The sequence below is a fragment of the Geodermatophilus sp. SYSU D00525 genome, assembly GCF_054050475.1.
Genome location: NZ_JBJGZK010000005.1, coordinates 73,148 through 93,642 on the forward strand (window position 1 = coordinate 73,148; position 20,495 = coordinate 93,642).

The following is a 20,495-nucleotide window of genomic DNA, read 5'->3' on the forward strand; positions in this document are numbered from 1 at the left end:
GGCCACGTGTCGGCTCAGGAACCGGGCCGGGTGGGCGGGGCGACGGGGGGACCTGTGCGCGACGGCGAGTACGGCCTGGGCATCGACATCGGCGACGGCACGGTCGCCGCGGCGGTCTGCGCCGACGACGGGACGGAGGCCGAGCCCCTCCCCCTGGAGGACCCGGCGGGCCGGCCGGCCGGCATCGAGGTCGACGACCACGGCGTCCGGCTCGGGTCCCCTGCCCGGGGGCGGACGGCGCACCTCCTGGCACGGGTCGGCACCACGACGCCGCTGCGCCTGGCCACCGGGCCGGTGCCGGCCGCCGCGGTGGTCGCCGGGGCGGTGCAGCTGGTGCGGGCGGCGGCCGCGCTGCGGATGGGCCGGCCGGACGCGTGGACGGTGGTCACCGTGCCGCCGTCGTGGGCCGGGCACCGCCGGGGAGCGCTCGCCGCGGCCCTGGAGGAGGCCGGCGTCCCCCGCTTCACGCTGGTCTCGGCCGCGGTCGCCGCCGTCGCCCGGCACACCGGCACCGGCGAGCTGCCCGAGCGGCCGACCGTCGCCGTCTACGACCTGGGCGCCGCCACCGTCGACGTCGCCGTCGTGGGCCCCGACCCCGGTGACCCCGACGCGGGCCTGCCGGGGCACCTGGCACCCCCGCCCGCGCCGCTCGGGTGGGGCGGCCGGGACGTCGACGACCGGCTGGTGGGGCACGTCCGCCGGTCCACGACCGGCACCCCGGACGCGGCGGCGGCCGAGGCGCTGCGACGCGCGTGCGTCGCGGCCAAGGAGGCGCTGTCGGCGGAGACCGCGACCCGGGTGCAGGTGGGCGCCGAGGCGGTCCGGCTCACCCGCGAGGAGCTCGACGAGCTGGTCGCCGACCCGGTCCGCGAGTCCGCCGGCCGGCTCCTGGCCGCCGTCGAGGCCGCCGGCGTCGACCCGGCCGCGCTGGACGCCGTCGTGCTCACCGGCGGTGGCGCCCGGATGCCGCTGGTCGCGGAGGTGCTCTCCGGCGAGCTCGGCCGGCCGCTGACGCTGGGCCCCGCACCGGAGCTCACCGTGGCCCTGGGCGCGGCCGGCCTGGCCGCGGAGGCCCTGGCCGCCGACGGCGTCCCCGGCACCACCGGGAACCACCTCCTCCCCGAGGTCCCCGTCGCCACCCTCGCCACCGTCGACACGGCGCCGCCCGCGGCCGTCCCCGCGACCACCCGGCGTCCCGCGGCCGGCGCCCCGCCGCGGGGTCCGGAGGGGGTCCGCCGCCCCGCGGCCGGGCCGGCACCGGCCCGCGCGCGGGCCCGGCGCACCGAGCGCGGCGTGCTCGTCGGCGTCCTGCTGCTGGCCCTGCTCGTCCTGCCGCCCGCCGTCGCCGGGGTCCTCGGCACCGGCGTCACCAGCGTGCCGCCGGGCGAGGTCCCGGTGGCGCAGGCCGAGGACGGTGCCGCACCCGGCGGCGGCGGGTCGCCCGGCGTCCCCGCGCCGGACGCCGTCCGTCCCGCCGGTGCCGCCGCTCCCGGGGGCACGGCCCGGTCCGCCGGAGGCCTGCGGGCCACCGACTCCCCGGTCGCGGCGGCCGGCGCGGTCCCGGCCGCCGGCGCTCCCGGGGCGGCCGGACCGGCGGGGACAGCGGCGGCCGCGGGCTCCCCGGCCGGGACGCCGGCAGCGGGCGCCTCGGCGACGGGCACGACGACCCCCGGCACGACGACCCCCGGCAGCACGACCCCCGGCACCACGGCCCCCGGCAGCACGACCCCCGGCACCACGGCCACCGGGACGACGGCGGGCGGGGCGACGGCGGGCGGGGCGACGGCGGGCGGGGCGACGGCGGGCGGGGCCCCCGCCGCGGGCGCGGCGTCGGCCGGGGACCCGGCCCCGGGGACCACCCCACCGGGGACCACCGCGCCGCAGCCCACCGGCCCCTCATCGGGGACCACCGACCCCACGTCCGGGCCACCTCCGTCGGGGACGCCGGAGGAGACCCCCACCGGGACCCCGGTGACCGAGGCGCCCGGTCCCGGGACCCCGGTGACCGAGGGCCCCGGGACCGGGACCCCGGCGCCGGACACGACGACGCCTCCCGCCGGGGAGACGGCGACGGCCGGCGACACCGGCACGCCCGCCGGCGACACCGGCGACCCGGCCGGCTCGTCCCCGGAGGTCCCGTGACCGCCGTCGGCCACCTCCCGGTGCACACGGCCGCCTCCCGCACCCCCTCCGTCCCCCGCCCGGCCCGGGGTGGCGGGGCACCGGTGGACGGCGCGGTGGTGCGGGCGGCCGGCGCTCGCGCGCTCGTCGTCTCCGGGCCGGCCGGGAGCGGCAAGACGCACCTGCTCGACGAGGTCGCCGCGGTCCACCGGCGGGCCGGGCTGACCGTGCTCGACGGGCGCACCGACGACCCGGACGGGGTGTCCGGGGACTTCGTCCTCGTCGTCGACGACGCCCACCGGGTCACCGCCGAGGTGGCCGACCGGGTGCGCCGCGCGCTGCGGTCCCCGCACGGCCGGGTCGTGCTCGCCTCGCGGCCCTGGCCGCGCCCGCCGGAGCTCGTCGCGCTGCTCGCCGACGTCGCCGCCGCGGTCCCCGACGACCGGCACTCCGTGGTGTCGGGTCACCTCGACCGCTCCCGGGTCGAGGCGTGGGTGCGTACCTGTCTCGGCCCGGGTGCCACGCCCGCCCTCGCCGACGCCGTCCACGCCCGGACCGGCGGGCTGCCCGCGCTGGTGCACGGCCTGCTGGCCGCGCTCGCCCGGCGGCCGGGCCGGGTCGACCTCCGCGGCGCCCCCGAGAAGATGCGCGCGCAGCTGGCCGCCGACCTCGACGCCCTCGACGAGCGGGCCCGGGGGCTGCTGCACGCCGTCGCGGCCGGCGCGCCGCTGGACGACGACGTCCTCGGCGCGCTGCTCGACGTCCCCCTCGCGCAGGTCGCCGACCTCGTCGCCGCCGCGCGGGCGACCGGCTGGCTCCTGGCCGACGGGCGGGTGGTCCCGCTGGCGCAGGAGGTGCTGCTCGCCACGGTCCCCGCCGAGGTCACCCGGCGCACCCGGCGGCAGCTGCTCGGCCTGCTGGTCGAGCGCGGCGAGGAGCCGGTGGGGCTGGCCCGCGGGCTGGCCGCCGACCGGGTGCGCGACCCCCGGGCGGCCGCGCTGCTGGAGCGGCAGGCCGATGCCGCCCTCGGTGCCGACCCGGCGCTGGCCGGGGAGCTGCTGGGCGAGGCCGCCGACAGCGGGGCCCCGGTGGCGGGGCTGGCCGCCCGGCGGGCGCAGGCCGCGGCCCTCACCGGCGACCTCGACAGCGCGGTGCGGTGGGCCGACGCCGCGCTCGCCGACCCGCACGCCGCCGACCGCCCGCGGGCCGCCGGGGTGGCCGCGGCGGTGCTGGCCCGGCGCGGGCTGCTCGGGCGGGCCGCGGAGCTCTACCGGCTGGCCGGGCCGGAGCACGCGGGCTCGGCGGCCCTGGCCCTGCTGGCCACCGGCCGGCCCGACGAGGCCGCCCGGGTGGTCGCGGAGGCACGGTCCGCGACGGCCGGGGGGCCGACGATGCTCGCGGTCAGCGAGGAGCTGATGGCCGAGGGCATCACCCGTTCCCTGCGCTCGGGCACCGATGCCGGCGACCCGGTCCCGGCGGCGCTGTCCACGCTCACCCGCGCCGCCGCGCTGCTGGAGCCGGTGGGGCGCACCGCGCTGCTCGTCGACACCCCCGCGGCGCTGGCCGCCCTCGTGGCCCTGCAGTGCGGCGAGCTGGCCGTCGCCGAGTCGGTGCTGCAGCGGGCGGTCGACACCGACCTCGGCGGGCGGCCGGCCCGCCCCCGGCACCTGCTGCTGCTGGCGTGGATCGCCATGCTGGCCGGGCGGATGGCCCGGGTCCGGGAGCTCGCGGCGGAGGCGCAGGCCGTCGAGGGCGGGGCGCTCGAGCCGCGCGACGAGCTGTTCCTGCAGGCGCTGGAGGTGGGGCTGGCCCGGCGCAGCAGCGACGTCCCCGCGCTGGTGCGCGCGTGGGTGCGGGCGCGCGAGGCCGTCGTCCGGTACCCCGTCGACCTGTTCACGCTGCTGCCGCTGGGCGAGCTGGTGGTGGCCGCGGCGCGGCTGCGCGACGGCGACCGGCTGCGCTGCCACCTGGCGGAGGCGCAGGACCTGCTGCGCCGGCTGGGGGAGCCGCAGCTGTGGGCGACGCCGCTGCACTGGAGCGGCGCGCAGGCGGCGATCATCACCGACGACCCCGCGGCGCTGCGGCCGCACGCGGCGGCTCTGGTCGCCGCCGCCCGGACCAGCCCGCACGCCGCGGTGCTGGCCGAGGCCGGCCGGACCTGGCTGCACGTCCTGACCGACGAGATCGACCCGGCCGCGGTGGTGGCCACGGCCGAGGCGCTCGGCGCGGCCGGTCTGGGCTGGGACGGCTCCCGCCTGGCGGGCCAGGCCGCGGCCCGGGTCGCCGACCCGCGGGTCCGCTCGGTACTGCTCGCCTGTGCGCGCACGCTGGTCGACCCGGCCGACGGCGAGGCGCCGGGCGAGGGCGGGGAGCACGCCGCACCGGCGGCACCGGCGGCACCGGCGGCCACGGCCACGGGCGTGCTCAGCGACCGGGAGCGCCAGGTGGCCCGGCTGGTGGTCGAGGGACGGACCTACCGGGAGATCGGCGGGCGGCTGTACATCTCGGCGAAGACGGTGGAGCACCACGTCTCGCGCATGCGCCAGCGGCTGGGCGCCGGCACGCGGTCGGACCTGCTGGCCCGGCTGCGCGCGGAGCTGGCGGAGGGCGCCTAGCGGCCGGCGCCGGCCAGGACGACGCAGGGGACGCAGACGTCACGGGCCGACGTCGGCCACTCCTCGTCGAGGGTGACGCGGGCGAGCGTGCCGCAGAGGGTGAGCTCGCAGGCACCGTCGACCTCGGGAGCCGCGCGGTGCAGCTCGACGGCGTGCCACAGGGCGGCGGTCGGGCCGTGGGCGCGGCTGCGGGCGGCGACGTAGGCGGTCGCGGCGAACGCGGTCGGGGCGGTCGGGACGGTGCTGGGGGCCATGCCGGTTCCGTCGGCACCCGGACGCCGTCGTGCCAGCCGGGGCACGCGCCCCTCCCCCGTCCGGGTGAGGCGGCGGGCCGGTGGGGGCGACGGCAGGATGACCCCGTGGAGCTGACGAAGCACGGGCACGCCTGCGTCGCGATCAGTGACGGCGAGCGGCGGCTGGTCATCGACCCCGGTGCCTGGACCGAGCCGACGGCGCTCGACGGCGCGACCGCGGTCCTGGTCACGCACGAGCACCCCGACCACTTCGTCGGCGACCGGCTCCGCGCGGCGCTGGACGCCGACCCGGCGCTGGAGGTGTGGACGAACCCGTCCGTCGCGGGGCAGCTCGAGGGCCTGGGGAGCCGGGTGCACGCGGTGGGAGACGGCGACGCGCTGACCGTCGCGGGCTTCGACGTGCAGGTCCACGGCGAGTGGCACGCGGTGGTCCACCCGGAGCTGCCCCGGGTGCGCAACGTCGGCTTCCTGGTCGACGGGCAGGTGTTCCACCCCGGCGACGCGTTCACCGTGCCGGGGGCCCCGGTGGCCACGCTGCTGCTGCCGCTGCACGCGCCGTGGTCCAAGGTGGCCGAGGTGATCGACTACGTGCGGGCGGTGGACGCCGACCAGGCCTTCGCCGTGCACGACGGCCTGCTCAACGACACCGGGCTGGGCCTGGTGGCCGGCCTGCTGGGCGAGCGCGGCCCGGGCACGCCCACCCCCTACGGCCGGCTGGCCCCGGGGGAGGCGGTCGAGCTCTGATCCGTCGGGACCAGGGCCCGGCCGGCTCCCCCGCGTACGTCAGCGCCGGACGGCGCCGCGGTTGCGACCGGTGAGCGTGGAGGCCGCGACCACGAGCACGGCGGCGACGATGATGGAGATGATCCACCGGATCCAGTCGACACCGTTGGTGGACGCGACACCCAAGGCGCCGGCCACGTAGTAGCCGATCAGCACGCCGCCGATCCCGCACAGCACGGTGAGCCACAGGGGCGTGTTGTCTCGCGCCCCAGGGGCGACGAACTTACCCAGCAGGCCGATGATGAGCCCCGCCACGATCAGACCGATGATCTCCATAGCCAACTCCTCAGACACTCGACCGGCGCTGCCGAGCCGGCGGACGCCGGGACACCACGCCGATGCACGGCTGACTGGTGTACCCGGTCGCCCTGTAGTGAAGCGTGCTTCGCCTCGTCGAGAGGCGGATCACCCTATTGAGAAGAGTCCGCCACCTGCTCGACGTGCGCCGGGAGCTTGGCCAGCTCGTCGTCGACGGTGCGCTGCACGAACTGCTGCACGGCCCGGCGGGCCAGCCGGTCGGCCAGCCGGGGACGGCGCGGCGCGTGGGTGAGCGTGATGGTCACCCGGGTGGCGCCGTCGGCGGCGTCGTCGAGCTCGATGCGCGTGGTCCACGTCTCGGGGGTGAGCTCGAGCCGGGTGGTGACCGCCCGCCCGGGCTCCCACTCGACGATCTCGCCGCGCGGGGCGCCCTCGCGCGGGGTCTGGTCGGCGTCGAGCCGGCCGGGGACGCAGACGAACCGGGCGCCGCGCCCGGACCGCCCGCCCTCGACGACGTAGGAGACGTCGCAGACGGCGCAGTAGGGCTCCAGCACGGCCAGCGCCCGCCACACCCGGCTGCGCGGGGCGGCTACCTCGCGGGTCCCGCTCGCCGTGGTCACCCCTCGACCGTAACCGGGATCAGCCGGGTCCCGGCGCCAGGTCGGCGAGCACGGCACGGGCGACGGCCCAGCGCTCCTCCCCCACCCGGCGCGCCCACTGCCGCTCGACGTCGGCCAGGCGCCGGCGCACCGCCTCGTCGACCTCCCGGCCGCGACCGGTGAGCCGGACCAGCCGCGCCCGCCCGTCGGAGGGGTCGGGGAGCACCTCGACGTACCCGCCGGCCTCCAGCGGCGCCAGCGCCTGGGCCAGCGCCTGCTTGGTGTGCCCGCTGTCGGCGGCCAGCCGGCTCAGCCGCTCGCCCTCGGGCGGCAGCATCGCCAGCAGCCGGTAGTGGCGCATGCGCAGGCCCGGGTAGCGCGCGTCGCTGAGGGCGTAGAGGTCGTCCCGGATCAGGGTCATCGCCTGCTCGAGCAGCACGGTGACCAGGACGGGGCGGTCTCGGTTGACGGGATCGGACAAGCGGCTTCACCATCCACTCACCGTCAGACAAGCGGCTTGACCATCCTCCCACGGGAGCCCGCGATGACGACCTCGCCCTGGCTGGCGCTCTTCCGCCCCGTGCACCTCCACCTCCCGCCCCTGCACCTCCCGCGGCGCCCGCGGTGACCGGCCTGCCCGGCGGGACGGTCCTCGCCGAGCTGCTGCCCGCCCTGCGCCGCCGGTCCGGCGACCCGGCGCTCGAGGTCGAGGCGGTGACCTGCCGCCCGCTCGTGCACGACGCCACCGCGCCGTCGACGCGGGCGCTCACCCGGGTCACCGTCGAGGGCCACGGGTCCGGCGGGCGGGTGGTGCTGCGCCTGGTCGCGAAGGAGCTCCAGGCCGCCCGGTACGGCCTGCCGCCGCAGATGCCCGACGACGCCCGCGCGCACCTGGACGAGATCATCCCGTGGCGGCTGGAGGCCGACGTCCTCGCGGCCGGCGTCGCCGCGTGCGCCCCGCCGGGCCTCCGTCCGCCGGACGTGGTGGCCGTGCACGAGCAGCCCGGCGACCGGCTGACGCTCTGGCTCGAGGACGCCGACCCCGTCGACACCCCGTGGACGGTGGACGACACCCTCCGCGCCGCGGAGGCCCTCGGCCGGCTGGCCGCCCGCCGTCGCGGCCGGCCCTGGCCGCCGATGCCGGGCGGGGACTTCCTCACCGTCTACCGGGACGAGCAGCTGGCCACCTGGGCGGTCCCCTGGCTGCACGACGACGCCACCTGGGCCGCGCCGGTCATGCGGGTGCCCGGGGTCGCGGCGCTGCGGGAGGAGGTGTGCGCCCTGGCCTCCCGCGTCGACGGCGTCCACGCCCGCCTAGCCCCGCTGCCGGTGCTGCCCGCCCACGGGGACGCGACGCCGATGAACCTGCTGCGGCCCGCCGCGGCGCCGGACACGTTCGTGCTGATCGACTGGGCCATGGCCGGCCCGGCGCCGGCCGGTTTCGACCTCGTGCCGCTGCTGTTCGGCCGGGCGGAGTGCGGGGCCGGCCCGCCGGACGAGGTGCCCGCCCTCCTCGGCCCGGCGGTCGCCGCCCACGCCCGCGCCCTGGCCGCCGAGGGCGTCGACGTGTCCCCCGCCGAGCTGGAGACCGGCGTGCTGCTGGCCGCGCTGCTGCGCTACCCGTGCACCGGCATGCCGCTGCACCTGCTGTTCGAGCCGGTCACCGACGAGGTGCTCGCCCACGCGGCGCGGCGGGCGGCGTTCGTCCGGATGGTGCTCGACCTGGAGCCCCGGCTGGCCGTGCTCAGCGGCCGGTGACGTCGCCCTCAGAGCTGCAGGGTCGCCGCGGCGAGCAGGTAGGCCGCGGACACGGCCTCCGGGTCGTGCAGATCCCCCGGGTCCTCCGCCGCTGCCCGGGACCGTGCGCGCACCGCGGCGCCGGGATCGCCGGCGACGAGGTCGACGGACAGCCCGGCGATCACGGCGTGCGCGTCGTGCTCGTCCAGGTCGTCGAGGACGAGGCCGTCGTGGAGCCGGGTCGCCGCCTCCAGGAGCACCTCCCGGGCCTGCTCGGCGTCCACCCCGGGCCGCGCCCGCGCGACCTCCTCCGCGGTCGCCAGGAACCGGTCGCGCAGGGCACCTGCGATGTCGGGCGGCACGCCGGGAGCGTCACAGCGGAGCCGTCTCCGGGTCGAGCGGATATCGGGCGGCCAGGTGCTCGTCGAAGGTCCGCCGGCCGTGGGCCGGTCCCGGCACGAGCGCCGAGCCCGCGCCGTAGGCGGCGGACAGCCGCCCTCCCGACGATCGAGACGACCACCAGGTGCCGCACGCCGGCGTCGGCGGCGGCCGACAGCAGCGTGCGGGCCGCCGCGACGTCCCCCTCCCCGCGCGGTCCGGTGGCCAGGTGCAGCACGGTGTCGACCCCGGTCAGCGCCTCGCGCAGGCCGGCGCCGGTGAGCAGGTCCCCGGTCGTCAGGCCCGGGCCGCGGCGCCGGCTGAACGCCCGGACGTCGTGTCCGGCCGCCCGCAGGCGGGCGGTGGTGGGGGTGCCGAGGGTGCCGGTGGCACCGGTGACCAGCGTGGTCGTCATGGGTGGGTCTCCCTTCCTCACCCGGTCGGACCGGGCAGCCCCCGATCCGTGACAGCCGGCCGTTGGCGTGGGCCAGCTTCTCCGGGTTGACGACCAGGTCGAGGGCGCTCAGCCGCTCGCCGTCGGTGTGCAGCACCAGGACGCCGTGCAGGGCCGTGCCGTCGGTGAGGGCCACCGCGGGGGCTCCGTTGACCTCGACGAACGCCGGCAGCAGCCCCGCGCCGAATCGGGCGACGACCCCGGCGACGTACCGGGCCACGGCCTCCCGCCCCCGCACCGGCCGGCGGGCCGCGTTGACGACGCCGCCGCCGTCGGCGCGCGCCACGACGTCGGCGGTCAGCAGGGCCTCCAGCGCGGCGAGGTCCCCGTCGGCGGCCGCGGCGAGGAAGCGGACGGTCAGCTCCTGCCAGCGGGCCGGGTCGACCTCACGGGTCCCGGCGCCGGCGAGGTGCCGCCGGGCCCGCGAGTGCAGCTGCCGCACGTTGGCCTCGGAGGTACCGATCAGCTCGGCCACCTCGCGGGGGCTGTAGGCGAACGCCTCGCGCAGCACGTACGCGGCCCGCTCGGCCGGGGACAGCCGCTCCAGCAGGGTCAGCAGCGCGAAGGACACGCTCTCCCGCTGCACCGCCCCCTCCAGCGGGCCGAGGTCCCCGCCCGGGCCGGTCAGCACGGGCTCGGGCAGCCACGGCCCGGTGTGGACCTCGCGCCGGGCGCGGGCGGAGGTGAGCGCGGTGAGGCGCAGGTTGGTGACCGTCCGGGCCAGGAAGGCCGCGGGGTCGGTCACCCGCGCCCGGTCGACGCCCTGCAGCGCAGCCAGGCGTCCTGCAGCACGTCCTCGGCGTCGGTGGCCGAGCCCAGCATCCGGTAGGCGAGGCCGGACAACCGCTCCCGATGGGCCTGGAAGTCGTCCAGCACCGCCGTCCCCGTCACGGGCGGATCCTGTCAGCCGGGCCGGCCGCGTCCTCCGCCGCGCTCAGCGGCCGGTGACCGAGACCTCGAACTCGACCTGGCTCACGTCCGGCCGCAGCCGGGAGAAGCTGTGCACCAGCGGGTGCCCGGCGCTGTCGCGCACCGTGGTGCGGACGACGAGCAGCGGGGAGCCGGCGGCGATCCGCAGCAGGTCCGCCTCGTCCGGGGCGGCGGTGCCGACGTCGACGACGATGCGGGCGTGCGCGAGGTCGGCGCCGTACTCGCGGCGCAGGAAGTCGTACAGCGAGCCCTCGCTGAAGTCCTCCTCCGCGGCCCGCGGGTAGAGCGCGGCGGGCAGGAAGCTGTGCGCCACGTGGTTGGGCGCACCGTCGACGCTGCGCAGCCGCTCCAGCTCGACGACGTCCTCGGCGACGTCGAGGGCGAGCTCGGCGGCCACCGGCGACGGCGCGGGCACGACCCGCTGGGTGAGCACCGTCGTCCCCACCTGGGCGCCCTGCTCGGCCATCACCGAGCTCCACCCCGCGATGCGGTGGACGAAGCTCTCGCGGTACTCGTGCCGGATCGCCGGCCGGGTCACGTAGGTGCCGCGGCCCTGCTCGCGCACGAGGTGCCCGTCGGCGACCAGCCCGTCGACGGCGCGGCGCAGGGTGATCCGGCTGACCCCGTACTCCGCGCACAGCGTGGGCTCCGGGGGCAGCAGGGCCCCCTCGGGCATCGCGGCGACCCGGCGCCGCAGGTGCTCACGGACCGAGAGGTACTTCGGTCCCGCCGTCGCCGCTGTCACGATCGCCAGACTATGCGGGAGAAGACGTCTGAGGACGTCATGTCGTATGAGACGTCTCTCGCTCGGGTGACGTCCACCTCTACGGTGCCCGGAGTTCGACCACGGTCACCTCGGGCCGCGCGCCGACCCGCATGGGCGGTCCCCAGTAGCCGGCGCCCGCGGTGACGTACAGCTGCGTGTCGCCGTGCCGCGACCAGCCCTCGACCGCGGGCTGGTCGAGCCGGATGGCGAAGTCGAAGGGCCACAGCTGCCCGCCGTGGGTGTGTCCCGACAGCTGGAGGTCCACGCCGGCGGCCCGCGCCTGGTCGACCATGAACGGCTGGTGGGCGAGCAGCACCACCGGCGTCGCGTCGTCGCGGCCGTCGAGGGCGGCGTCGAGGTCCGCGCCGTGCCCGGGGACGCCGGAGCGGGCCGCGGTGCGGTCGTCGATGCCGGCCAGGTCGAATGACGCGCCGCCGCGCGTGATCGGCACCCGCTCGTTGCGCAGCACCTCGACGCCGAGGGTGGGCAGGTGCCGCAGCCAGGCGGTGGTGTCGACGAAGTACTCGTGGTTGCCGGTGACGAAGAAGACGCCCTGCTCGCTGACCAGGTCGGCCAGCGGCGCGACGTCCTCGCGCAGCTCGTCGACCTCGCCGTCGACCAGGTCGCCGACGATCGCCACGACGTCGGGCCGCTGGGAGTTGACGATCTCGACCAGCCGCTCGAAGCGCCGTCCGCCGTAGGTGGCCGACAGGTGCCCGTCGGAGAAGGTGACGATCCGCAGGCCGTCGAGCGCCGGGTCCAGCCGCGGCAGCGTGACCGGCACCCGGCGGACGACGGGCGCGGAGTTGGCCAGGTACACCCCGGTGCCCGCCGTCCCGAGCGCCACCGCGCCGGCGGTGACGGCGAGCGTGCGGGCGAGGAACAGCCGGCGGGAGGGGTCGGGAGGTCCCGTCCCGGCCTCCGGCCGCGGCTCCGGGTCCGGGTCCGGGTCCGGCTCCGGGTCCGGGCCGACGGCGGGGACCGGTGCCGTCGTGGCCGGGACGGTGGCCGGGGCGGGCCGGCGGGTCCAGCGGCGCAGCACCAGGCGGACCGGCTCGAGGACGAGCAGCGCGAGGAAGGCGTAGAAGGCGACGCCGAGCCAGGTGTAGGCGACCCAGTCCAGGGGGGCGGCGGCGTCCCGGGGCAGCGTGCGGCGCAGCAGCACCGCGGCGGCGGGCAGCAGGGCGAGCACCACGGTGAGGACGGTGAGCCGCCGCCGCACGCGGCCGGGCCGGGTGGTGCTCCGGACCATGCGCCACCAGAGGTAGCCGTGCAGCAGGAGCAGGGCGACGAGGACGACCGTCCCGAAGCCGAGCAGACCGATCAGGGACAGGACGGACCTCGCTTCGGCTGTGCGGGAGACACCACGGCAGGAGACGCGCGAGCGGCCCGGGACGTTCCCGTCCCGGGCCGGCGCCCCGGCCCGCTCAGGCCTTCGCGGCCGCCTTCACCGCGGCGCGCAGGGTGGGCTCGAGCCCCCAGAACCGCTGGTCGGCGTGCTCGGCCCGCAGTTCCTCCAGCGCGTGCAGCCGGCCGTAGGCGAAGGTGTCCTCCCCCGCCTTGACGGCGGCCGCGGCCAGCCGCAGGCACCACTGCCGGGCGACGACGGTGTCCTGGGCCTCGCCGAGCACGTCCTGGACCTCCTTCATGCAGGCGACCAGGGCCTCGGCGGGCGCCCCGAGCACCGGTGCGGCGACCTCCGCGGTGTAGCGGACCCGCTTGGCCGCCTTGCGCACCTCGTGGAGGGCGTGCTCGGTCTCGTCCTCGTGGGCGCCCGGGTCCTCGGCCTCGCGCTCGCGGGCCTCGTCGATGCGGGCCTGCATCCGCTTGCCGGTGCGCTTGACCGCGTCGGCGAGGACGGCGTGCGCGGGCTCGCCGGCCGCCTCGGCCAGCGGCGGGTCGGCGAGCAGCGCGTCGAAGGCGTCGAGCAGCGCCAGGTGCCGCCGGTCCGACAGCGCCCGGACCGCCGCCTTGCGGCCCCGCTCGACGTCGGCGACCTCGGTGGCCTGCAGCCGGGCGGCCACCGGGCCGCGGACCAGCTCGACCGGCTGCGCCGCGACGACGGCCTTGAGGTGCTCGAGCGCGACCTCGCCGTCGCGGGCGCCGGAGAGCGCGGCGCCGATCCACTGCAGCTCGTCGCGGAGCGGGTCGGTGGCGGTGCGGTCGAGCACCGGCCGGAAGGCGGCCAGGATGCTGCGCAGCCGGCGGCAGGCCACGCGCAGGTCGTGCACGCCCTCGGGGTCGCCGGTGCGGACGCCGATGTCGGCGGTCTGCAGCGCCTGGACCTGGGTGCGCACCGCGCCGAGCACCACCTCGGCCGCCGTCGGCCCGTCCTGCTTCCTCGCCTTCTTCTTCGCCTTCTTCGCGTCGCCCTTCCCGTCGCCCCGGTCCTCGACCGCGGCCGGCGGGCGCACCGGGGTGGGCGCGGGGAGCCGGTCGGCCAGCACGCGGGAGAGCTTGGACGGCAGGTCGGAGGGCACGATGCCCGCCGCGCCGAGCGCCTCGGTGACGCCGTCGAGCAGCGCCTGGTCGCCCTCGACCAGCTCCACCTCCAGCTCGCGCCAGGTGGTGACGGTCGCCGGGCTCTCGGGGTCGGGGGCCAGCGCGGTGCCGGTGACGGTGTCGGCGGCGACCTCGGCGAGCACGCGGCCCTCGTCGTCGAGCAGGTGCGTGACCTGCCGCGTCGTCTGCAGGGTGGCGACCGGCTCCGGCCGCGCGCCGCGCAACACGGCGGTCACCGGCTCGGTCACCGCCCGCGGCACGACCGTGCGGCGGGTGCCCAGCGGGGCGTGCACCTCCCGGCGGGAGCCCGCGACGGCGGTGGGCAGCTTGAGGTGCCAGCCGGCGTCGGTGCCGCCGGTCCGCCGGCGCAGGGTGATCCGCGCGCGGGCCAGCCGCAGGTCCGGGGTGTCGTAGTAGGTGGCGTCCAGGTCGTGGGTGACCGGGTCCCCCGTCGCGGCGACGCCGTCCACGGTCGTCAGGTCGGGGAGGACGACGTCCGGCCCCGTCTCGAACTTGCGCTCGACCTCGAGCTGTCCGCTGCCCACGTCGCCCTCCTCTGGATCGCCGTCGCGTCCGACCGTAGGCGTCCGGGTGTCGGAACACATCCGCGCGGGCACTCCCCCGCGGAAACGACGCCAGCCGGGGTGTCGACGGAGGAGGCGAGCACCGTGTTGAGCGAGCGAGACCTGTCCGCGGCGATCGGGAGCACGGTGCAGGGCCCCGACGGGGAGAAGATCGGCACCGTCGAGAGCTTCTTCGTCGACGACCGCACCGGCGCGCCCACCTGGGTGGCCGTGAGCACCGGCCTGTTCGGCACCCGGCACTCCATCGTCCCGGCCACGCAGGCGGCCTTCGTCGACGGCGTGCTGAGCGTGCCCGTGCACAAGGACGCCGTCCGGTCCGCACCCCACCTGGGCGGGGACCACCTCGGCCCGGAGGAGGAGGCCGCGCTGCGGCAGCACTACGGGCTGACGGCCGGTGCGGCGCCCGGCGTCCCGGCCGGGCAGCCCTGGGCACCGACGGGGACCGGACCGGCCCCTGCGGGGGCGGCGCCTGCGACCGACGTGCCGGCTCCCGGCGCGGCGGTGACGGACACGCCCACCCGGCCGGTCCCCCCGCCGGCCACCACGACGCGGACCACCACCGAGCAGGCCGCCGCGCCCCTGCCGCCGGAGCACACGCCGCGGCACGCCGCGCCGACCACCGACGGCGCGATGACCCGCAGCGAGGAGCAGCTCCGCGTGGCCATCGAGCAGGTGGCCACCACGCGGGTGCGGCTGGTCAAGTACGTGGTGACCGAGGAGGTGCAGGTGACCGTGCCGATCCGGCGCGAGGAGATCCGCGTCGAGCACGTGCCCCTCGACGCCCCCGACCTGCCCGGCGAGTCGCTGGCCCCCGCGGGCGGGACGGCACCGGTCACCGGCGCCCCGGCAGCCGGCACCGGCACCGCGGGCCTGCCCGGGGAGATCGTGCTGCACGCCGAGCGGCCGGTCGTGTCGGTCGAGGTCGTGCCGGTCGAGCGGGTCCGGCTGGCCACCGAGGTGGTGCAGGGCCAGGAGCGGATCAGCGAGCAGGTGCAGCGGGAGCAGATCGTCGTCGACCAGACGCGCTCGCCGCAGCCGGGACGTGCGGGAACGGCCCCGCTGCAGGGGCCCGCCGTGAGCTAGCGAGCGGTGGGGGGCAGCGGGGTCCTCCTCCGGTCGGCGAGGAAGGCGAACCGCTTGCGGGTGGCGGTGACCTCGGCGGGGTCGACGTCGGCCAGCACGAGCGTCTCGCCACCCGCGGCGGCGGCCAGCACCTCGCCCATCGGGTCCACGACCCGGCTGTCGCCGGCGTGGTGCAGGCCGTCGCCGCCGGTGCCCACCCGGTTGCAGGCGACCACGTAGGCCTGGTTCTCGATGGCGCGCGCCCGCAGCAGCGTCGTCCAGTGGTGCCGGCGGGCCGAGGGCCAGTTCGCCGTCACGAGGTAGACGTCGGTGGTCTCGGCGGCGTCCCAGAACACGTTCGCGAAGCGCAGGTCGTAGCAGACGAACGGGGTGATGCGCAGGTCGCCGACGGTCACCGTCACCGGGCCGTCGCCGGCGCGGTAGCGCTCGGCCTCGCCGCCGTGGGTGAAGGGGTGCAGCTTGCGGTAGCGGTGCACCGTGCCGTCGGGGCCGGCCAGGACGAACGAGTTGTACGGGAGGTCCGCGCCCGGGGCGACCTCCGGGCAGGTGCCGGCCACCCAGACGCCGTGCTCGGCGGCCTGCGCGCGCAGGAAGGACGCCGAGGGACCGTCCTCGGGCTCGCCGATGCCCGGCGTCATCGAGAAGCCCGTGGAGAACGTCTCGCTGAGCAGCACGAACTCCGCCCCGGCGGCCGCCGCCCGGGCGACCTGCGGCGCCAGCCGGGCGTAGTTGGCCTCCCGGTCCTCCCAGACGATGTCGTGCTGGACGATGCCGAACCTCACGCTGCGCCTCCCCGGCCGGACCTCATGCGGACATCCTGCCCAGCCGGGCCACGGCCTCGGTGAGCACCTCGTCGCGCTTGCAGAAGGCGAACCGCACGAGGTGGCGGCCGAGATCGGCGTGGCCCGCCGTCCAGAAGACGCCGGCGGGCACCGCCACCACCCCCGCCCGCTCGGGCAGCGCGCGGCAGAAGGCCAGGCCGTCGCCGTCTGGCTGCACCCCGCGGACGTCGACCATGGCGAAGTAGGTGGCCTGCGGGCTGATCGTCGGCAGTCCCGCCGCGCGCAGCCCGGCGACCAGGACGTCGCGGCGGCGCTGGAGGTCGCGGGCGATGCCGGTGAAGTAGGCGTCGGGCAGCGCGAGACCGGCGGCGATCGCGGGCTGGAAGGGCCCGGCGTTGACGTAGGTGAGGAACTGCTTGGCGGTGCGGACGGCGGCCACCAGCGGCGCCGGCCCGCAGGCCCAGCCCACCTTCCAGCCGGTCGTGCTGAACGTCTTGCCGCCGCTGCCGACGACCAGCGTCCGCTCGCGCAACCCCGGGAGGGTGGCCGCGGAGACGTGCTCGGCGCCGTCGAACACCAGGTGCTCGTAGACCTCGTCGGTGACCAGCAGCAGCCCGGCCCCGAGGACGACCTCGGCGACCAGGTCCAGCTCGGCCCGGCTGAACACCTTGCCGGTGGGGTTGTGCGGGGTGTTGAGCAGCAGCAGCCTCGCCCGCGGGGTGACGGCGGCGCGCAGGTCAGCGGGGTCGAACGTCCAGACGCCGCCCTCGGTGTCGGCCGGCGGCGGGGTGAGCGGGACCGGCCGGAGGACGCCGCCGGCCATGGCCACCGCCGCGGCGTAGCTGTCGTAGACCGGCTCGAAGAGGACCACCTCGTCGCCGGGTTCGACCAGCGCCAGCATCGCGGCGGTGAGGGCCTCGGTGGCGCCGGCGGTGACCAGCACCTCGGTGTCGGGGTCGTAGGCGAGGTCGCGGAAGCGCTGCACGTGCGCGGCGACCGCCGCCCGGAGCTCCGGGGTGCCGGGGCCGGGCGGGTACTGGTCGGCCATCGTGCCGATGGCGGCGCGGGCGACGTCGAGGACCTCGGCGGGGCCGGGGGTGTCGGGGAAGCCCTGGCCGAGGTTGATCGACCCGGTGGCGACGGCGAGCGCGCTCATCTCGGCGAACACCGTCGTCCCGAAGCCCTGCAGCCGGTCGGCGAGGTACGGCTCGCGGCTCACGCGACCACCTCGAAGCGCACCGAGCGGCGGGCGACGTCGGCCTCGGTGAGCCGCACCCGCACCCGGGAGCCGGCGGCCGGGCCGGTGCCGGTGCAGCGGGCGCGGATCGCGGGCTCGGCGAGGACGACGGTGCCGCGGTCGCCGTCGGCGTCGACCACGACGGCGTCGAACACCGCGCCCTCGCGGCCGGCGAGCAGCCAGGCCTCGGTGGCGTCGACGGCGGCCCGCTCCACCGCCCGCGTGCGCCGGTCGGAGGCGGCCATGAGGCCGGGCAGCTCCGGCAGCACGGCGCGCACCGCGGCGTCGGGCTCGCGGCCGGCGGCCAGCGCGAGGCAGACCTCGGTGGCGAACCGGTCGACCAGCCGGCGCAGCGGGGCGGTGACGTGCGCGTACGCGGCGCCGACCCCCGCGTGGCCGGTCTGCTCCGGCGGGGCGCCGTCGAAGGGCGTGTAGGCCGCGCCGCGCAGCAGGGCGGCCGCCTCCTCGAGGAAGGCCGCGTGCCGGGGGTCGGTGACGTCGAGCCCGGCGAGGACCTGCCCCGGCCCGGCGCCGTCCGGCCACCGCACGCCGAGCGCGGGGGCCAGCCGGCGCAGCCGATCGACGTCCCCCGGCCGGGCCGGCGGCAGGGTGCGCAGCACGCCGACGCCGCCGTCGAGCATGAGCCGGGCCGCGACCCGGCCGGTGAGCAGCGAGACCTGCGCGTTCCAGCCCTCGACCGGCAGGTCCGCGCGGGCGACCAGCGTCCAGCCGCCGTCGGGACCGCGCACCACCTGCTGCTCCGGGGTGCCGAGCTCGAGGGCCCCGCGGTCGGCCGCCCGCCGCTCGAGCAGCCGGCCGACCTCGGGCAGCAGGGCGACCGGGTCGGGCAGCGTGCCGGCGTCGGCCTGCGCCTGGACGTCGGGGTAGGCGAGCTGCGCGCGGCTGCGGACGCGGGCCCGCCGCAGGTCGACGCCGCGGACCTCGCCGTCGGCGTCGAGCCGGATCGTCCACAGCGCGGCGGCGCGGTCCTCCCCCGGCAGCAGGCTGGCCGCGCCCTCGCTCAGCACCGGCGGGTGCAGCGGGGTGCGCCGGTCGGGGCTGTAGAGGGTCTGGCCGCGGCGCCGCGCCTCGGCGTCGAGCGGGCCGCCGGGGGCCACCACCGCGCCGACGTCGGCGATGGCGTAGGAGACGACGTAGCCGCCGTCCTCCCGCGCCAGGTGCACCGCCTGGTCCAGGTCGCGGCTGCCGGGCGGGTCCACGGTGACCAGCGGCAGACCGGTGGCGTCCTCGTCCGGCAGCGGGACGCCCGCCGCGACCCGCTCGGCCTCGGCCAGCACATCGGCCGGGAAGGACTCGGGGACGTCGTGCTCGGCGCGGATCGCGGCGAAGTCCGGCCCGTCGGGGGCGGCGTCCGGCCACCGCGGCAGGGCGAGGGGGAACCGGTTCCACGTGGAACCCGCGTCGGGGCTCACGCGACGCGCACGTCCTCGGCACCCTCGATGGAGACGACGTCACCCCGGCGCACCTGCCGGCCGCGGCGGTCCTCGGGCTCCCCGTTCACCCGCACCACGCCGGTGACCAGCACGTCCTTGACCTGCGCGCCGGTCGGCACGGCGTCGACGAGCTTGAGCAGCTGACCGAGGCGGATGGAGTCCTCACCGGGACGCAGTTCGACGGTGCGCACGACGTCGATCGTGCCCTCAGGCGGGGACGAGCGCGTCACCGACGGCCACCCGCCCGGGCACCGGGACCAGCGCGCCGACCGCCAGCGTCCCGCCGCGCTCGCGGTGCACGGTCTTGAGGACGCCGGTGTCGCGGCCGATGCCGCCCGGCTGCGGCCGGGTCACCATGACGCAGCGGCTGACCGGCTTGAGCACGTCCAGCACCGCGGTGCCCAGCCGCACCGTCGATCCGACCAGGTCGTCCTCGCCCGCGCCGTCGAGCAGCACGTTGGCGCGGAACCGCCGCCGGTCCCAGGTGCCCAGCGTGCCGGTGGAGACCAGGGAGACGCGGATCCGCGAGCTGTCGTGGAAGGCGCCGGACGCGCCCTCCCAGGCGTCCCACGGGCCGCCGTCCTCGTCGTCGACCGGGTCCTCGTACTGCCGCGGGCCCCGGACGGCCTCCGCCGCGCGCAGGGCCACCGGCGTGCCGAGCCAGTCGGACAGGACGGCGTCGTCGTCGGTGACCGTGCCGTCGGGCAGGACCACCTCGACGCCGCCGTCGGCCCGCAGCCGGCCGGAGGCGAACAGCAGGTCGGGGACGCGGCGGGCGGTGAGGCCGAAGCCGGTGGCCCGGTCGAACAGCGCCCACCGGCGGTCCCCGGCCAGCCCCTCGGGCCCGACGTCCACGGCGTCGAGCCGCTCGCCCTGCAGCGACTTGACCGGGTACCGCCAGAGCTCCTGCACGCGCACGTCAGGCCGCCGTCCAGGTCAGGGTCCACGTGCCCGACCAGGTCTCCCCCGGGTCGAGGACGACGAGGTCGACGTCGTCGGCCAGTGCGTTCGGCGGGCAGGTCATCGGCTCGACGGCGAGGCTGCGCCGGCGCTGACCCTCGGGCAGCGTGTCGCCGCTGTAGACCTGCAGCCACGGCCAGGACCGGTCGACGGCGAGTTCGAGCGCGCCCGCGGCGCCCCGTAGCCGGACCCGCGCCCAGCCGTCGTCGTCGCGGTCGAGGTCGGTGACGGCGTCGTCGAGGGCGCGCCCGCCGATCCGGCCGACCGCGCCGTCGAAGGGCCGGCGGGTGCCGGTGGGCAGGCCGCCGTCGAGGTCGAGGGCCGTGCGCGCCGGGACGGTGAGCTCGGCGTCGCCGATGCCGCCGTCGCGGTCCGCTCCCACGGAGAGGTAGGGGTGCATGCCGGCGCCGAACGGCGCGGGCCGGTCCCCGGCGTTGCGGACCCGGACGGTGACGGTGAGCCGGTCGTCGCCGAGGAGGTGGTCGACGGCGACCGCCAGGCGGAACGGGTAGCCGGGGCGGGCCTCGACGACCGTGCCGACGGTGACCGCGTCGGAGTGGCGGGACAGCACCTCCCACCGCTGCCAGGTGACCAGGCCGTGCGCGGCGGGCTTGCCGGGCGCAGCGACGTCGAGCTGGAGCCGCTGCCCCTGCCAGGTCCACTGCCCGTCGCGCAGCCGGTTGGGCCAGGGCAGCAGGACGCCGCCGCGCCGCCCGGCGGGCACCGTGCCGGCGGGATAGCCGTCGAGGACGTCCCAGCCGCCGGCGGTCAGGGCACGCAGGCCGCCGCCGCGCAGGTCGACGGCGAGGCGGGCGTCCCCGCGGACGAGCTCCACCTCCGCCGGCTCGGTCTGCGGCCAGGCGGTCATCGGCGGCACGCTCACCGGCTCACCCCACCACACCCGCACCGTGCCGGCCCAGCTCGTGGTCGAGCGTGAGGACGGCGCCGTCCGTGTCGTGGGCCGGCACGACGGTCCCGCGGAGCCCGGCCATGTCGTC

General features: G+C 78.1%; 20 protein-coding genes and 1 pseudogene. 5 read left to right on the forward strand and 16 right to left on the reverse strand.

The annotated features are described in order from the left end of the window. The first annotated feature begins 6 nt into the window (after positions 1–6). Together ACI796_RS06350 and ACI796_RS06355 are read left to right on the forward strand one after the other, a co-directional pair. Positions 7–2,142 (forward strand): Hsp70 family protein, encoded by a 2,136-nt coding sequence (locus ACI796_RS06350; protein WP_456940391.1) that lies wholly within the window; start codon positions 7–9, stop codon positions 2,140–2,142. Beyond that, positions 2,139–4,736, forward strand: a complete 2,598-nt coding sequence (locus tag ACI796_RS06355) for a LuxR C-terminal-related transcriptional regulator (protein ID WP_456940392.1) — start codon at positions 2,139–2,141, stop codon at positions 4,734–4,736. The genes ACI796_RS06350 and ACI796_RS06355 overlap by 4 nt, the downstream gene beginning before the upstream one ends. Here ACI796_RS06355 and ACI796_RS06360 read toward each other — a convergent pair. Continuing rightward, a complete protein-coding gene (locus ACI796_RS06360; protein ID WP_456940393.1) occupies positions 4,733–4,990 on the reverse strand; it encodes a hypothetical protein in 258 nt (85 codons plus the stop codon). The two genes, ACI796_RS06355 and ACI796_RS06360, sit on opposite strands and share 4 nt — an antisense overlap. A 105-nt stretch (positions 4,991–5,095) precedes the next feature. On the opposite strand from ACI796_RS06360, the gene ACI796_RS06365 reads away from it, so the two are divergent. After that, a complete protein-coding gene (locus tag ACI796_RS06365; RefSeq protein WP_456940394.1) occupies positions 5,096–5,734 on the forward strand; it encodes an MBL fold metallo-hydrolase in 639 nt (212 codons plus the stop codon). A gap of 39 nt (positions 5,735–5,773) precedes the next feature. Here ACI796_RS06365 and ACI796_RS06370 read toward each other — a convergent pair whose 3' ends face one another. From ACI796_RS06370 to ACI796_RS06380, 3 genes are all read right to left on the reverse strand, one after another. Then, a complete protein-coding gene (locus ACI796_RS06370) occupies positions 5,774–6,049 on the reverse strand; it encodes a GlsB/YeaQ/YmgE family stress response membrane protein (RefSeq protein ID WP_456940395.1) in 276 nt (91 codons plus the stop codon). Positions 6,050–6,183: 134 nt separating this feature from the next. Then, entirely contained in the window at positions 6,184–6,651 is a 468-nt protein-coding gene (locus ACI796_RS06375) for an SRPBCC family protein (protein ID WP_456940396.1), read from the reverse strand. 19 nt (positions 6,652–6,670) lie between these two features. After that, the gene (locus ACI796_RS06380) at positions 6,671–7,111 is read right to left on the reverse strand and encodes a MarR family winged helix-turn-helix transcriptional regulator (RefSeq protein ID WP_456940397.1); all 441 of its coding nucleotides are present in this window, start codon (positions 7,109–7,111) and stop codon (positions 6,671–6,673) included. Positions 7,112–7,254: 143 nt separating this feature from the next. Between ACI796_RS06380 and ACI796_RS06385 the strand changes: the two genes are divergently transcribed. Further along, positions 7,255–8,388 carry a hypothetical protein gene (locus ACI796_RS06385; RefSeq protein WP_456940398.1) on the forward strand — a complete coding sequence of 378 codons (1,134 nt, stop codon included), beginning with the start codon at positions 7,255–7,257 and terminating at the stop codon, positions 8,386–8,388. A 160-nt stretch (positions 8,389–8,548) separates the two neighbouring features. On the opposite strand, the gene ACI796_RS06390 is transcribed toward ACI796_RS06385, so the two are convergent. The 6 genes and pseudogenes from ACI796_RS06390 to ACI796_RS06415 all read right to left on the reverse strand — a co-directional run bounded on the left by ACI796_RS06390 (position 8,549) and on the right by ACI796_RS06415 (position 13,942). Continuing rightward, the gene (locus ACI796_RS06390; protein WP_456940503.1) at positions 8,549–9,160 is read right to left on the reverse strand and encodes an SDR family oxidoreductase; all 612 of its coding nucleotides are present in this window, start codon (positions 9,158–9,160) and stop codon (positions 8,549–8,551) included. A 457-nt stretch (positions 9,161–9,617) separates the two neighbouring features. Continuing rightward, positions 9,618–9,944: pseudogene (locus tag ACI796_RS06395) on the reverse strand (sigma factor-like helix-turn-helix DNA-binding protein); the annotation flags it as partial. After that, positions 9,941–10,090: a sigma factor gene (locus ACI796_RS06400; RefSeq protein WP_456940399.1), complete on the reverse strand. Its 150-nt coding sequence runs from the start codon at positions 10,088–10,090 to the stop codon at positions 9,941–9,943. The pseudogene ACI796_RS06395 and the gene ACI796_RS06400, both read right to left, overlap by 4 nt. A gap of 43 nt (positions 10,091–10,133) precedes the next feature. Continuing rightward, complete coding sequence (locus ACI796_RS06405) at positions 10,134–10,874, reverse strand: GntR family transcriptional regulator (protein ID WP_387988678.1); 741 nt, start codon at positions 10,872–10,874, stop codon at positions 10,134–10,136. Between the two features lie 79 nt (positions 10,875–10,953). After that, positions 10,954–12,147, reverse strand: a complete 1,194-nt coding sequence (locus ACI796_RS06410; protein ID WP_456940400.1) for a metallophosphoesterase — start codon at positions 12,145–12,147, stop codon at positions 10,954–10,956. Positions 12,148–12,322: 175 nt separating this feature from the next. Continuing rightward, positions 12,323–13,942, reverse strand: coding sequence for a CYTH and CHAD domain-containing protein (locus tag ACI796_RS06415; protein WP_456940401.1), 1,620 nt, complete (start codon positions 13,940–13,942; stop codon positions 12,323–12,325). A gap of 123 nt (positions 13,943–14,065) precedes the next feature. Between ACI796_RS06415 and ACI796_RS06420 the strand changes: the two genes are divergently transcribed. Further along, positions 14,066–15,064 carry a PRC and DUF2382 domain-containing protein gene (locus tag ACI796_RS06420; RefSeq protein ID WP_456940402.1) on the forward strand — a complete coding sequence of 333 codons (999 nt, stop codon included), beginning with the start codon at positions 14,066–14,068 and terminating at the stop codon, positions 15,062–15,064. Here the strand turns inward: ACI796_RS06420 and ACI796_RS06425 are convergent. Genes ACI796_RS06425 through ACI796_RS06450 form a run of 6 tightly spaced genes read right to left on the reverse strand, consistent with a single transcriptional unit; the run spans position 15,061 to position 20,380 of the window. Continuing rightward, entirely contained in the window at positions 15,061–15,846 is a 786-nt protein-coding gene (locus ACI796_RS06425; protein ID WP_456940403.1) for a nitrilase-related carbon-nitrogen hydrolase, read from the reverse strand. The two genes, ACI796_RS06420 and ACI796_RS06425, sit on opposite strands and share 4 nt — an antisense overlap. 22 nt (positions 15,847–15,868) lie before the next feature. Further along, positions 15,869–17,065: a pyridoxal phosphate-dependent aminotransferase gene (locus ACI796_RS06430; protein ID WP_456940404.1), complete on the reverse strand. Its 1,197-nt coding sequence runs from the start codon at positions 17,063–17,065 to the stop codon at positions 15,869–15,871. Continuing rightward, a complete protein-coding gene (locus ACI796_RS06435; protein ID WP_456940405.1) occupies positions 17,062–18,516 on the reverse strand; it encodes an RNB domain-containing ribonuclease in 1,455 nt (484 codons plus the stop codon). The genes ACI796_RS06430 and ACI796_RS06435 overlap by 4 nt, the downstream gene beginning before the upstream one ends. After that, positions 18,513–18,728 (reverse strand): RNA-binding S4 domain-containing protein, encoded by a 216-nt coding sequence (locus ACI796_RS06440; RefSeq protein ID WP_456940406.1) that lies wholly within the window; start codon positions 18,726–18,728, stop codon positions 18,513–18,515. Before ACI796_RS06440 ends, ACI796_RS06435 begins: the two co-directional genes overlap by 4 nt. Before the next feature lie 16 nt (positions 18,729–18,744). Further along, positions 18,745–19,455, reverse strand: coding sequence for an MOSC domain-containing protein (locus ACI796_RS06445; RefSeq protein WP_456940407.1), 711 nt, complete (start codon positions 19,453–19,455; stop codon positions 18,745–18,747). Between the two features lies 1 nt (position 19,456). Next, complete coding sequence (locus ACI796_RS06450; protein ID WP_456940408.1) at positions 19,457–20,380, reverse strand: aldose 1-epimerase family protein; 924 nt, start codon at positions 20,378–20,380, stop codon at positions 19,457–19,459. Positions 20,381–20,495 lie beyond the last annotated feature (115 nt).